Here is a 12,577-nt window from a genome sequence, read left to right as displayed (position 1 = left end):
ACGACAATCGCGCAGGGGTCATTCATAAATCTCATAGTCTTTTGTCTTGGTAGCGATAAAGTCCGCTTTCTACAGTGCGCTTTATCGGCTTCAGAGGCTGTCGTGTTTGACAACATCGAATGCAAATTGCCATATATGAGACTGATATCTTCGTCTTACGACGGCAGCACCGTGATGGTTTGAGAAAAATATGCGCAGGCTTCCTGGTTTATCTGCAATGAAGGTGTTTGAGGCCGTAGGACAAACCCGAAGCTTTACGCGGGCCGCCGCGCGGCTGAACCTCACTCAAAGCGCCGTCAGCAAGCAGATCAGGAACCTTGAAGACGAAATCAACGAAACGCTGATCGTTCGCCACCATCATCGTCTCGAATTGACACCGGCTGGGGTTTCCCTGCTCGAAACCGTCCAACAGGCTTTTCACAATATCGAGATGTCGCTGCGCGACATCAGCGCCAAGCATAACCTCAACCGAATTCGCATCAATGTTCCACCTACATTCGCCAAACGTTGGCTTGTGCCGAGGCTAGGCAGCTTGCGAGAAAGCCTTCCAAACATCGATATAAGCATCAGCACGGAGCTATCAGATAGTCTAGCCGACCGCGGATATCTCGATTGCGCAATTCGCTTCGGCAACGGCGAATGGCCGACACTCGATTCAAGTTTGCTTATCAGCGAAAAACACATCGTCGTTGCCGCGCCTTCTCTTATCAACGGAAAGTCGCTTGCGACGCCGACCGATCTTTCACAGTTCACTTTTCTGCATATTCTCGCTTCGCCAGAACAGCGTTACCGCACCTGGCGCCACTGGCTTGACGCCGCAGGTTATCCTGATTTGGATATCAGCCGGGGCCTGGAATTCGACGTTCTGGATCTCGCCATTGAGGCCGCACGCTGCGGACTTGGGGTGACGATCGCCGACAGATCCATGGTGCAGGACGATCTTCGTAACGGCACTTTGCAGCAACTGTTCGACATCCAGATAGAGGGGCACGAGTCGTATTGGTTCGTGACCCGGCCGCACGCCTCGCTCACTCCGACAGTGCAGGCGTTTCGCAACTGGCTCCTGTCCGAGATCATGACGAAGAGCTAATAAGTATTCCTCCATGGAATGGCCTTCCCGAAAAATCGTCATTTGCGGTTCGTCAACCAGAAGCGCATTGAGGAGCGCTAGTGGACGCGGCTAGGGAGAGAGGCGGTCTCTAGCACAGTCATAATCTCTCCATCGGTCGACTTGCTTTCACGGCAAGGTGATCAGAGAGGTGAGAGACCATGAGCGAGTATCGCAATTTTTACGCGGGCCGTTTCGTTGAAGCGACATCTTTACAGCGGATCGACGTATGCAATCCTGCGACTGGAATGGTTTTCACGACTGTACCAGCGGCAAGCGAGGCTGATGCCCGCGCCGCTGTGGATGCCGCCAAAATTGCGCAGAAAGACTGGCGCGCTCTTCCCGCCATTCAACGCGGCGATGCCTTGCGTCGTTTGGCAGACGCGCTGATCGCACGCGCCACCGATATCGGCAAAGCACTTGCTCTTGAATCGGGCAAGAGCCTTGATGATGCCACGAGTGAAGTCGTGTACGGCGTCGAACTGGTGCGTTATCACGCCGAATGGGCACGCCGCATCGAAGGCGAGGTCATCGAAAGCGACAACGCAGATGAAATGCTTATTCTGCGTCGCGAGCCAATTGGCGTGGTCGCCTGTCTGATCCCTTTTAATTATCCAATTTACACGTTAATTCGCAAGATTGCGCCTGCGCTTATTGCGGGCAACGCGGTTGTCGTTCGTCCCAGCAATAATACGCCCACTTCCGCGCTTGTCTTCGCACAAGCCGTGGAAGCGGCACAACTGCCTGCAGGTCTCGTCAATATCCTGACGATGAGCCATTCAACCGCTGGCACCCTGTGCACACATCCTGCCATCAGCATGATCACTTTGACCGGGAGCGTTGGTGCAGGCCAGATTGTGCTTGACTATTGCAAGGCGAATATCGCCAAACCATCGCTTGAACTTGGCGGTAAGACGCCGGTTATCGTCGAGCCCGATGCTGATATCGAAGCCGTTGCTCAAGCGATTGTTTCGGCAAAGACAACCCATTGTGGCCAGGTATGCACGAGCGCTGAGCGCGTCTACGTGCATGAAAGCGTGCATGATCGTCTGCTGCTGGCGCTAAAAAGCGCATTCGTCGTACGCGCATTCGGTGATCGCTCAAAAGATGCAGTCCTCATGGGACCGCTTGCCAACAAAGCAGCTCAACAGCGTATTCATGCAATGGTGGAACTTGCCCGCACGCAGGGAGCGACTGTTGAGGCTGGCGGATATTTGCCGGAAGGTGACGGCTTCTTCTATCCTCCAACGCTTCTTTCGGGCTGCCGTCAGGATATGGAGATCGTGCGTGAAGAAGTCTTTGGACCGGTTCTCGCAGTCCTCACCTACTCCGATTTTGAAGAGGCACTCGCTCTCGCAAGCGATCACCAATTTGGTCTCAGCTCCGTGCTGTTTACAGAAAATTACAGAAAAGCGATGCGTGCTGCTGCCACTATTGAAGCCGGCGAACTTTACGTCAATCGCTTCCCGGCTGATCCCTATCAAGGCTTCCACTCAGGCTGGAAGAAGTCCGGTCTTGGCGGCGATGACGGAAAGCACGGCATGCTGGAATTTACCCAGACCAGGCTCGTCATTCTCAAGCACTGAATAGGCTATAAGTCACACCGGAGGAGGAAAATCTTGACCACGACCATAAACCCTGCGGCAGTCTCGGCAGCAGGTGAGCGCGGACGCTATCTGCAGCTTGCCCTGATCGTTATTGCCGCCGGCGCAATCTACCCCATTCTTTATTTGCGTCAGTCTTACCAGACAACAATGCTGGAAGTGCTGCATCTGACCAATATCGAGCTGGGCATTCTTTATTCTATTCTGGGAACAACCTTCCTGTTGAGTTATCTGCCCAGTGGCTGGTTGGCTGACCGTGTACAGCCACGTCTGCTGATCCTGTTTTCGCTGATCGGCACCGGGGTGCTAGGTCTTTGGTACGCGACGCTTCCAGGATATAATGCTCTGTTGGCGATTTATTGCGGCTTCGGCATCACCACGGGCCTGACTTTTTGGGCTGCTATTTTAAAACAGGTAAATCACATTGCGCATGCAGACGAACAGGGGCGCTTTTTTGGCTTTCTTGACGGTGGACGTGGTCTTGTCGAAGCATTGCTAGCCAGCGCCGCAATCGCCCTTTTCGTCTTCGTTTCGGAAACACGCGGCGCAGGTCATGCCGCTGGTTTTCGCAACGTCGTTCTCTTCTACGCCATAACCTGCATTGTCGTCGGAATTGCCTATTTCGCAGTTTCCAAACCGGCGTCGCTGACACGCGAATCCAAGCAGCGTGAGACAAATCTGCTCAGAGATTTGAAAACACTGATTTCAATTCCTGAAGTATGGCTTGTTTCAGCTATTATTTTCTGCGGCTATCCTGTGTTTCTCGCTACCTACAGTTTTTCGGCTTATCTGGAGGAGAGTGGCTTCGGTATCTCGGCATCCATGGCCGGTTTCATCGTCATGTTAAAATTATGGCTGAGGCCAATTGGCGGTATTGGCGGTGGTTTTCTCGGCGATCGCTATTCCAAAAGCGGAGTTCTGTTCGCCACATTCCTACTCACTGCTGCCGGTCTTGCAGGAATCGTGCTGCTACCGGGTATCGGCTCGACATTCGCGCTGATCGTTATCATCCTGCTCGTTGGACTTCTGACTTACGCGATCCGGGGGCTTTATTGGGCGATCCTTGATGATTGTAATGTGCCGCCAGAGATCACTGGTCTTGCAATTGGCGTGATCTCACTCGTCGGCTACGCACCGGATACATATTTGCCGTTGGTGAATGGCTATCTCTCGGATCATTATCCGGGGCTACCTGGCTTCCAGTTTTATTTCGGCTACATCGCGATCATCTGCCTGATTGGTGCTGGTATGACCGCTGTCCTGTTTGCCCGCCTCAAAAAGAAGGGATAAATCTCATGAAAATTGCTTCTCTCAAGACCCATGTGGTTGCCGTCCCTCCGCCGCATCTCGGCGGAATGTATTGGATTTTTGTTCGCCTCCAGACAGAGTGCGGCATAGAAGGTGTGGGCGAAATCTACGCGACTTCGTTTCATCCAAGCGCGATGACGGCGCTGATCGATGATGTTTTCGAACGACATCTGATGGGACATGATCCACATCAGATCGAACGCTTCTGGCGTTCCGCCTACTCAAGTGGTTTCACGCAGCGCCCCGATCCAACCATGATGGGTATAGTTTCCGGGCTTGAAATCGCTTGTTGGGATATCATCGGCAAGGCAGCAGACAGGCCAGTCAGTGATCTTCTGGGCGGAACAGTGCATGAGAAATTGCGTGCATATACCTATCTCTATCCTGTTAATGCGGCTGGTGAATACGATTATAACGATCCAGACCTTGCCGCTAAATGCGCTGTGAAGATGATCGATATGGGCTTTACTGCCGTCAAATTCGATCCCGCCGGACCATACACCAACTATTCAGGCCATCATCTCTCTCTTGGTGTGATGGATCGTTGCGATGAATTTTGCCGAAAAATCCGTGAGGCAGTCGGCTCAAGCGCCGATCTTCTGTTCGGCACGCATGGACAGATGGTCCCGGCTTCAGCAATCCGGCTCGCTAAGCGTCTTGAAAAATATGATCCGCTGTGGTTCGAAGAGCCGGTTCCTCCAGGTCAGGAAGCTGCCATGGCAGATGTCGCCCGCTCCACCTCCATTCCCATTTCCACGGGAGAGCGGCTAACGACGAAATACGAATTCCAGAGGGTGCTGGAATCTAAGGCTGCATCTATTCTACAGATGAACGTTGCGCGTGTTGGTGGGCTTCTCGAAGCCAAGAAAATCACTGGAATGGCCGAAGCGTATTATGCGCAGATCGCGCCGCATCTTTATAACGGTCCGGTTGGTGCCGCAGCCAGTATTCAGCTTTCGGCGGCTACTCCGAACTTCCTCATTCACGAAGCCATCATCAACTTCTCTGGTTTCCATGCGGATGTGCTTAAGACCAAACTGCGCGTTGAAGACGGCTACATCATTCCTTCGCGTGAACCCGGACTTGGTATCGAACTTAACCTCGACGTTATCGAGCAACATTCTCCATATACGGGCAAGCGTCTGCATCTTCAGATGGACAGCCAGCCCGCCGATGTAAAGGCGTTTGCTCCGGCACGCGGTTGAAGGAAACACAATGTCCTACGACTATATTATCGTCGGTGCAGGCTCAGCAGGCTGCATTCTTGCCAACCGACTGAGCGAAAGCAGGAAGCATAATGTGCTTCTTATTGAGGCAGGCGGAAATGACAACTCCTTCTGGTTCAAAATTCCGGTCGGCTATTCGCGAAGCTATTATAATCCAGACGTCAACTGGATGTATTATAGCGAACCCGAAGCGGCGCTGCATGACCGCAATATATACGTTCCCCGTGGCAAGGTGCAGGGTGGATCGGGTTCGATCAACGCAATGATATTCGTGCGTGGTGCTCGCACCGACTTTAATGATTGGGCACGTGCGGGTAATCCGGGCTGGGGCTATGCCGATGTCCTGCCTTATTTTCGCAAGCTTGAAACGCATGCGAACGGCGCGTCGCAATGGCACGGCGGTGACGGACCGATCCATGTCACGCCGATGCGTGGGATGACACATCGTATCACTGACGCATTTCTGGAAAGCTGCCGCTCACTCGGACTGCCGATGAACGAAGATTTCAACGGCGCGGGTATTGAAGGCGCGGGCGTCTATGACGTCAATACCAGACGCGGACAACGTTCGCATTCCAGCGCTGAATATCTGCGCCGTGCGCTCAACCGGCCAAATCTCTCTATAGAAAGAAATACTCAGGTTGAACGCCTTATCTTCTCCGAAGACGGGCATGTCACCGGTGTATCGGCACTTCTGAATGGTGAGAGCCGGGTTTTTACCGCCAAGAGAGAAGTCATCCTTGCGGCGGGCGCGATTGGAAGCCCAAAAATTCTCCAGCTTTCAGGTATCGGTGATGGCGAGGCGTTGAAGGCCGTCGGCATCGACGTGCGACACCATTTGCCTGCTGTCGGCCGCAATATGCAGGATCATCTCTGCGCCAGCTACTACTATCGTGCAACCATACCAACGCTCAACGGAGCATTTGGTAGTCTTTTCGGCCAAGCAAGGCTTGGCCTACAATATCTGCTCACCGGCAAGGGCCCGTTCGCCATGAGCGTCAATCAGGCTGGCGGATTTTTCCGTGGAGATGTGAGCGAAGAAAAGCCGAACATACAGCTTTATTTCAACCCGCTATCCTATCGGATTCCAAACAACCCGAACGCCGGGCTGAAGCCGGAACCATATCCCGGCTACCTGATCTGCTTTAATTCGTGTCGGCCTGCAAGCCGTGGAAGTGTTACGCTTTCCTCGTCCGACCCGCTGGCGGCACCCGCTATTCGGCCAAACTATCTGTCGGCGCAAAAAGATGTCGAAGAAGTTCTTCAGGGAAGCCGACTGGTACGCCGGATTGCCGCTGCATCCGCTATCTCCAGCGTTACCGCAGAGGAAGTATCCCCCGGTAGCCAGTTCGAAACTGACGAAGCTCTGATCGATTATTTCCGTGAAAATTCAGGATCTATCTATCACCTTTGCGGAACATGCGCGATGGGGCCGCAGAAAGAAGATACAGTGGTTGACGCTTCACTCAAGGTGCATCGCATCAAGGGTTTGCGTGTCGTTGACGCATCTATTTTTCCCAACATCACGGCAGGCAACATTAACGCGCCGACAATGATGGTCGCGGAAAAAGGTGCTGATTTAATATTACGGGACGCAAGTTAAAGCACATCCCGAAAAGTGTGAAACGGTTTTCGGGATGTGCATAAGAGCAGAGATTTAAGCGTTTTGTATGATTCAATCAAAACCGGAAACGCTCTTTGAGGTCATGCTGAAGCGCGGCTTTTGCGATTTGAGTTTATGCATAACGATCTCTGTTATCAAAGACTTCTGCAGGCGTTTTGTACTCTAAACATTTTCGCGGCGTGTTATTGAGCCGATTGCAAATAAAGGCAATATCTAGATCACCAAGTGTCAGCTAATCAATATCCCGAAGAAGCCAGCGACCTGTCCACCTGTCAGGCAAATATTGATCGGAAGGCCGTCTGCATCAACAATCGCGTGGATTTTGGTTGTGAGGTCGGCACGGGAACGTCCCAAGCAACCATCGTCAGCGTCCCCTTTTTTCCTGTGGCTCCGCGGGTGCTGTCACATTGTTCACAGTATGCGCGTGCTGAAGCGGGCCAGGGGGGTTATGCAAGCTGATGCGCGACGGCGTTCCATTCAATGATCGCGTTTATGCGATGCGCTCGAGTTAAGCATGCTGAAAGGTTGCAGGCAGATTGAACAAAATGGTTTCGGGTGGCTGAAAAGATAGATACGAAATGCTGCAATGATCCAATTGATCGAAAGCCCTGTCGGGTCCGCTCTCTCTTCCGAAACGGCAAGTGCGAATTCTCAGCTCGATTGTTCAGTCCCTTATGCGAGCTATGCTCGACGTTAGTCATGAGCTGACGCTTAGCAGCACCATAGGATCGCAGCTTATCGGTGACGATACGTTTAGGCGCACAACCTTGTTTCTTCAAAAGCCGAACCAGCAAACGCTTTGCTGCCTTGGTGTTGCGGCGGGTTTGGCCCAGTCGGCCCGAAGCTGCGATTTTGGCCAACTCAAAGAACAGGTAGAGAACTCGTGATCACATAGAGTCTAACGGTGAACCTTGGCCCTGCAAAGCGCGGTAGACAGTCATCCTGGAAATGTTCAGCTCACGAGCAACGGCGGCTTTCGTTGCGCCAGCCGCGATCCGCCTGCGGATTTCCGCGTCATCGACATTCTTCTTCCTGCCCGTGTAGATGCCGTCAGCTTTTGCCGCTTCGATGCCCGCTCGTTGCCTGTCTTTGATGAACTTGAGTTCCATGTCGGCGACCATGCCGAGGATGGTGATGACCATTCGACCCATGCTTCCGGCTGTCGTGACTTCGGGCTCAAGAATGCGGAGTGACGCGCCCTTTTCGTCAAGCTCATGAACGAGATTGAGAACGTCGCGTGTGGAACGGCCGAGCCGATCAAGCCGCAGAACCACCCAGGGGTTACGCATGAAATTTGAGAAGTTCTTTGACGTTTAGGAATTTTATGTGATTCAAGGGGTCTCCACAATTTTTGGAGGCGTTTATGACAGCAGAAAGCTTGGTCGGGCATTTCTCTGATCTTGAAGACCCACGTTGTTTGGGCAAAATTGAACACCATCTGATCGACATCATGGTGATAGCCGTCTGTGCCGTCATCGCCGGCGCCGAGAGTTGGCAAGATATGGAGCTTTACGGCCAGGATAAATCAGATTGGCTATCGCGTTTTCTAGGGTTGCCAAATGGCATTCCCTCTCATGACACTTTCCGGCGTGTATTCATGCTGATCGATCCGGAGACTTTCGAGCAGCGCTTCACGGCCTGGGCACAAGATTTTTCTGCTGCACAAGGCAATCAAGAGGTGGTTGCGATTGATGGCAAGACCGTTCGCCGTTCCTTTGATCGCAGCCGCAATCAGGGCCCACTGCATATCGTCAGCGCTTGGTCCTGTGATCGACGATTGGTACTTGGGCAGCGGCAAGTTGCTGAAAAGTCGAATGAAATCACTGCCATTCCAGAATTACTCGATACGCTCGACATCAAGGATACCATTGTAACGCTGGATGCGATGGGCTGTCAGAAAACGATTGTCAGCAAGATACTGCAAAAGGGTGCCGACTATCTCATCACCCTCAAGGCCAATCAGGGCCGCATGTTTAAGGCCGTGCAGGAGTATTGTGCCGAGACGTGCTTTGAGCGCGGAGCAACCAACCGACCGGCCTGCGATGCTTTTGATGAAAGTCATGGCCGTCTGGTCCGCCGCAGGGTTTTTGTTTGCCACCAGGCCACGCAACTGGAGCCCTTACGCGAATGGCCTGGATTACAGACGGTTGTGGCGGTCGAAAGCATTCGCAGCATTAACGGCGTCGCTGAAACCAAATGCGAAATCCGCTACTTTCTGTCGAGTTGCAGCGCTCCTCCAGAGGTTCTGGCAAAAGCAGTCCGCCAGCATTGGGCCATTGAGAACAGTTTGCACTGGGTGCTCGATGTTGCTTTCCGGGAGGATGATTGCCGAATTCGCGACAAGGTAGCTGTTCGCAATTTTGCACTCCTGCGCAAAATCGCCATCAATCTCGTTACACGGCATCAAAATACGCGCATCAGCATCAAGGCACGGCGTAAAAAGGCGGGCTGGAACAACGCCTACATGCTTCAAATCCTAACGGGGAATTTTCATGCGTAACCCCTGATTGCCTATGCTCGTGCTGGCGATACGCTCGCGATTGTTCGGCTCGACCGTCTCGGCCGGTCACTGGCCGAATTGCTCGAAACCGTGAAGATGCTACGAGAGCGCCAAATCGACCTGCTGAGCCTTGAGGAGAAGATTGATACTTCATCGGCGGCGGGCGAGCTTATCTTCCACGTATTCGGCGCCATCGCTCATTTTGAGCGACGGCTGATCTCGGAAAGGACTAAGGACGGTATCGCCGCAGCAAGGGCTAAGGGAAAGAAGCCCGGCCGCCAACCACTGGACCTGAAGAAAGTCGAAGCTGCCATTAAACTCATCGAAGCAAGAACATCGCCAACAGAAGCTGCACGGCAACTCGGGCTCGGGCGATCAACTGTATACAGGGAAATGCGCCGACTAGGTCTTAGTCGCCCTGCATAAACGTCGTTTCTATCCGTCTCCGTCGTAAAACGATATGTCTTTCGCTCTACCAGAGTTGCAAAGGCGGCAGTCCTTCGCGATTGTATGCTGCCAAGACAGTGTTGTGCATTAGAACCATGATCGTCATCGGCCCAACGCCTCCGGGTACTGGTGTAATGGCACTGGCGCGCTCGAGAGCGGCTGGGAAATCTACATCGCCCAGCAGCCGCTTTTTGCCATCCAAAACTGCTTTCGTGGTTCCCACATCGATCACAGTTGCTCCCGGCTTGATCCAATCGCCCTTGATCATTCCAGCTTGGCCCGCTGCTGCTACCACGATATCCGCCTGACGCACTTTGTCAGCCAAGTTTCGCGTTCGAGAATGCGCCATCGTTACCGTGCAGTTCGCTCCCAACAATAATTGTCCCATCGGCTTGCCGACCAGAATAGAGCGACCGATGACGATCGCATCGAGGCCGGTCAGATCACCCAGTTGATCGCGAAGAAGCATCAGGCACCCGAGCGGTGTACAGGAGACCAGGCCAGGTAGCCCGGAGACCAGACGACCGGCGCTTTCGGGGTGGAGACCATCAACATCTTTATTCGGATCGATTGCCTGAATAACCGCCAGCTCATCAATGTGAGCAGGAAGCGGCAACTGTACGAGTATGCCGTCGACTTTATCATCGGCATTTAATTCTTGGATGAGGCCCAAAAGCTCGTCCTGGCCTGTCTCGGCGCTGAGAATGTGCTGGAAGCTGGCCATGCCAAGCTCCTGGGTCTTCCGACCCTTGCTTCGGACATAAATCTCGCTGGCCGGATCACTACCAACAAGTATCACCGCCAGACCCGGCACGCGTCCGGTCTTTTCCGTAAAAGCTGGGACAGCAGCAGTTATTCGGTATGCCAGGTCGTCAGCGTAGGCTGTTCCATCAATGATTTTCGCGCGCATGTGGGCTCTCTCTTAAGAAAGTGATCGGATTATCCGAGGCCCAGGCGAACGGCGCATGTTTCGCGCGCTCCCCGGTGGTCTTCCACCTCAAATCGCCAGTTGCGCACGCCTGAACTTAAGCGGGTCCAAACTTCACGTCAAAGTCAAAATTCAGGGCGAGTTGCTTCAGAAGTCTCGATTTGTTCACCCATAGCGTTGTTTGGCGGGAAAGCAGCGCGACGCCCTCAAAATGAATGACAGGTGAACCGTTGGAATCGTTCAAAATGCTAACCGAGCGCTTAGAACTGCGTCTGGTAAAGATGTCAGATAGCGCTGCACTTCGAAAATTAATGACACCTGCGATCAGCCGATGGGTAGCAGTTTGGCCATTCCCGCTTACGCAACAAGCAGCAGACAGGATTATTGATAAAGCGCTTGTTGGACATACAGAACAACGCACGCTTCCACTGGTAATCGTGAACCAAGCCGATAATCAGGTTATAGGTTGGATCAAGGTCGATTTTGAAGAATGTGACGGAAAACGAACTGGCGAAATCGGCTACTGGCTTTCTGAGGAAGTTCACGGCATGGGATTGGGGTATGAAGCCGCCCAAGGCCTGATTGCGGTCTGTTTTGAAGAATTGAAAACTCACTCTATGCGAGCAGGCGCCCAAACCGAAAATACCGTTTCTCATAATCTCCTGATGAAACTGGGAATGCACAGGACTGGCGAGCAGCTTGTCTTTGCGCCTGCTCGTGACCGAGATGAATTGTGCACCTTTTTCGAAATGGAAAGGTCAAAAACCTAATTTTTGGGCCATCTCGCCGATCATTGATTTATCTTCCACAAACATTAGAGTTAGCAGCAAATGGATCACTTCTCGCTAAGCGCACAAAAGCTCTCGGAAAACTTGGAAACCGATATCGAGTTTGTTCTAAGCCACAGCGCGCCCGTCCAGTTTGCCGATCTGACTCCCGTAGCAAAGAACTCCAAGGAAGTCCGGCTGGTAGATGAATCCCGACAACATGCAGGATCCTTCAAATATAGGGGAGCCATACTCGGAGTTAGCAAACATCCGGAAGGCGTTGTTGCTTGCGGTTCCGGAAACTTCCCAATAGCTGTGGGGCTGGCTGCATCAAAGCTTAGCATTCCTGCGACGGTGGTAATGCCTGACGACGCACCTGCTGCAAAACGAGAAATGGCCCTGAATTCTGGTTCGGAAGTCCTACTCGTACCACGATCTGACTTTGTTGACTGTGCGGAACTGGAAGCAAAAGCGCGGGGATTACCATTGCTTCATCCGTTTAGGGATGCTTCGATGCTTGTCGGTGGCTGTTCCCTTGGTGTGGAACTCGCCCGCGCAATGAAAGTTGAAGGTTCACCCGACGATGCCATTGTCGTTGCTTGCGGCGGCGGTGGTTTAGCGGCAGGAACCTCCCTGGGACTACGGATCAGTGGACTCGAAAATGATATTTATGTAGCTGAGCCTGAGCATTTTCCACGCCTGTATGCAGCTCTTAACGTGTCGCATCCCGTTGAGATCGTTGCTCAAGAGCAGACGATTTGTGATGCTCTGAGAGTTACCGAAATAGGCTCGCTTGCTTTTAGCATTCTTCAGAAAATCGGGGTCCGTACACTTGCAGCATCGGACGCAGGCGTCATCGAAGCGCAAGCGCTTATGGCCCGTGAAACAGGCATAAAGGCGGAGCCAAGCGGCGCGTTGGCGTTAGCTGCAATTTCTGAAGGTGAACTTCCGAGGCAGTATCGCAGGCTTTGGGTGATCATATGTGGCGGCAACGTTTGAAGTCAGCAGAATAGCGCGTTCCTTATTCGTTCGACCTAAACGTACGATTTTGAACTAATCTTGTTG

General features: G+C 52.8%; 10 protein-coding genes, 4 pseudogenes and 1 riboswitch. Of the genes and pseudogenes, 9 read left to right on the top strand and 5 right to left on the bottom strand.

Annotated elements, in window-relative coordinates; translation table 11 throughout:
- Positions 1 to 190: 190 nt before the first annotated feature.
- From OPR82_RS16980 to OPR82_RS16960, 5 genes are all read left to right on the top strand, one after another.
- Positions 191 to 1,090: a LysR substrate-binding domain-containing protein gene (locus tag OPR82_RS16980; protein ID WP_247997872.1), complete on the top strand. Its 900-nt coding sequence runs from the start codon at positions 191 to 193 to the stop codon at positions 1,088 to 1,090.
- A gap of 179 nt (positions 1,091 to 1,269) precedes the next feature.
- A complete protein-coding gene (gene aldA, locus OPR82_RS16975; RefSeq protein WP_247997871.1) occupies positions 1,270 to 2,694 on the top strand; it encodes an aldehyde dehydrogenase in 1,425 nt (474 codons plus the stop codon).
- A 33-nt stretch (positions 2,695 to 2,727) separates the two neighbouring features.
- Entirely contained in the window at positions 2,728 to 4,002 is a 1,275-nt protein-coding gene (locus OPR82_RS16970; protein ID WP_247997870.1) for an MFS transporter, read from the top strand.
- Positions 4,003 to 4,007: 5 nt separating this feature from the next.
- A complete protein-coding gene (locus OPR82_RS16965; protein WP_247997869.1) occupies positions 4,008 to 5,225 on the top strand; it encodes a mandelate racemase/muconate lactonizing enzyme family protein in 1,218 nt (405 codons plus the stop codon).
- Positions 5,226 to 5,235: 10 nt separating this feature from the next.
- Positions 5,236 to 6,849, top strand: a complete 1,614-nt coding sequence (locus tag OPR82_RS16960; RefSeq protein WP_247997868.1) for a GMC family oxidoreductase — start codon at positions 5,236 to 5,238, stop codon at positions 6,847 to 6,849.
- A gap of 133 nt (positions 6,850 to 6,982) precedes the next feature.
- Here OPR82_RS16960 and OPR82_RS22885 read toward each other — a convergent pair.
- From OPR82_RS22885 to OPR82_RS16940, 4 pseudogenes are all read right to left on the bottom strand, one after another.
- Positions 6,983 to 7,144, bottom strand: a pseudogene (locus tag OPR82_RS22885) (IS30 family transposase); the annotation flags it as partial.
- A pseudogene (locus OPR82_RS16950) lies at positions 7,132 to 7,251 on the bottom strand (IS5/IS1182 family transposase); the annotation flags it as partial. The pseudogenes OPR82_RS22885 and OPR82_RS16950, both read right to left, overlap by 13 nt.
- Before the next feature lie 65 nt (positions 7,252 to 7,316).
- A pseudogene (locus OPR82_RS16945) lies at positions 7,317 to 7,697 on the bottom strand (DDE-type integrase/transposase/recombinase); the annotation flags it as partial.
- 60 nt (positions 7,698 to 7,757) lie between these two features.
- A pseudogene (locus OPR82_RS16940) lies at positions 7,758 to 8,144 on the bottom strand (recombinase family protein); the annotation flags it as partial.
- Between the two features lie 77 nt (positions 8,145 to 8,221).
- Between OPR82_RS16940 and OPR82_RS16935 the strand changes: the two are divergent.
- Complete coding sequence (locus tag OPR82_RS16935) at positions 8,222 to 9,370, top strand: ISAs1 family transposase (RefSeq protein WP_265986158.1); 1,149 nt, start codon at positions 8,222 to 8,224, stop codon at positions 9,368 to 9,370.
- A gap of 3 nt (positions 9,371 to 9,373) precedes the next feature.
- Positions 9,374 to 9,796: a recombinase family protein gene (locus OPR82_RS16930; RefSeq protein ID WP_282188669.1), complete on the top strand. Its 423-nt coding sequence runs from the start codon at positions 9,374 to 9,376 to the stop codon at positions 9,794 to 9,796.
- Between the two features lie 46 nt (positions 9,797 to 9,842).
- Here OPR82_RS16930 and folD read toward each other — a convergent pair whose 3' ends face one another.
- Complete coding sequence (gene folD / locus OPR82_RS16925) at positions 9,843 to 10,727, bottom strand: bifunctional methylenetetrahydrofolate dehydrogenase/methenyltetrahydrofolate cyclohydrolase FolD (protein WP_247997866.1); 885 nt, start codon at positions 10,725 to 10,727, stop codon at positions 9,843 to 9,845.
- A 31-nt stretch (positions 10,728 to 10,758) separates the two neighbouring features.
- A riboswitch (ZMP/ZTP riboswitch) is annotated at positions 10,759 to 10,840 on the bottom strand.
- Positions 10,841 to 10,960: 120 nt separating this feature from the next.
- Between folD and OPR82_RS16920 the strand changes: the two genes are divergently transcribed.
- Positions 10,961 to 11,515, top strand: coding sequence for a GNAT family N-acetyltransferase (locus OPR82_RS16920; protein ID WP_247997880.1), 555 nt, complete (start codon positions 10,961 to 10,963; stop codon positions 11,513 to 11,515).
- Between the two features lie 102 nt (positions 11,516 to 11,617).
- Entirely contained in the window at positions 11,618 to 12,511 is an 894-nt protein-coding gene (locus OPR82_RS16915; protein ID WP_265986156.1) for a pyridoxal-phosphate dependent enzyme, read from the top strand.
- The last annotated feature ends 66 nt before the right edge of the window (positions 12,512 to 12,577 follow it).

The sequence above is a fragment of the Ochrobactrum chromiisoli genome (assembly GCF_026241335.1).
Taxonomy (GTDB): Bacteria; Pseudomonadota; Alphaproteobacteria; order Rhizobiales; family Rhizobiaceae; genus Brucella; species Brucella chromiisoli.
This window is presented reverse-complemented; position numbering and strand designations above follow the sequence as displayed.

Excerpts from the sequence above, each read along its gene's own strand:
- OPR82_RS16980 (WP_247997872.1), top strand. The coding sequence starts at position 191 with ATGCGCAGGCTTCCTGGTTTATCTGCAATGAAGGTGTTTGAGGCCGTA.
- aldA (WP_247997871.1), top strand. The coding sequence starts at position 1,270 with ATGAGCGAGTATCGCAATTTTTACGCGGGCCGTTTCGTTGAAGCGACA.
- OPR82_RS16965 (WP_247997869.1), top strand. The coding sequence starts at position 4,008 with ATGAAAATTGCTTCTCTCAAGACCCATGTGGTTGCCGTCCCTCCGCCG.
- OPR82_RS16960 (WP_247997868.1), top strand. The coding sequence starts at position 5,236 with ATGTCCTACGACTATATTATCGTCGGTGCAGGCTCAGCAGGCTGCATT.
- folD (WP_247997866.1), bottom strand. The coding sequence starts at position 10,727 with ATGCGCGCGAAAATCATTGATGGAACAGCCTACGCTGACGACCTGGCA.
- OPR82_RS16920 (WP_247997880.1), top strand. The coding sequence starts at position 10,961 with ATGACAGGTGAACCGTTGGAATCGTTCAAAATGCTAACCGAGCGCTTA.